Origin of the sequence: Cellulomonas sp. GbtcB1 (assembly GCF_019091725.1) — a bacterium.
Lineage (GTDB): Bacteria > Actinomycetota > Actinomycetes > Actinomycetales > Cellulomonadaceae > Cellulomonas.
The window spans coordinates 1-228 of sequence record NZ_JAGXJG010000744.1 but is presented as its reverse complement, the minus strand read 5'-3'; the positions used below and the strand labels follow the sequence as shown (position 1 = coordinate 228).

The window sequence follows — 228 nt, the reverse complement described above, 5'->3', positions numbered from 1 at the left end:
GGCTGCCCGGCCCGCGTGCCCGCCGGGACATCGAGGCCGTGTACGCCCTGGCCCGGATCGCCGACGAGGTGGTGGACACCCGCGGCGGCGACGACGCGGCGGCGCTGCTCGACGAGCACGAGGCGCAGACCGCCCGCGCGATGGCGTCGGGGTACTCGACCAACCTCGACGTGCACGCGTTCGCGCGCACCGCGCGCCGCACCGTGATCGGCGCGGCCGAGGTCGACC

1 pseudogene is annotated in these 228 nt (G+C 77.6%); it reads left to right on the top strand.

Going from position 1 to position 228, the window contains the following annotated elements:
* Window positions 1–228 (top strand): annotated as a pseudogene (locus KVT14_RS22045) (squalene synthase); the annotation flags it as partial.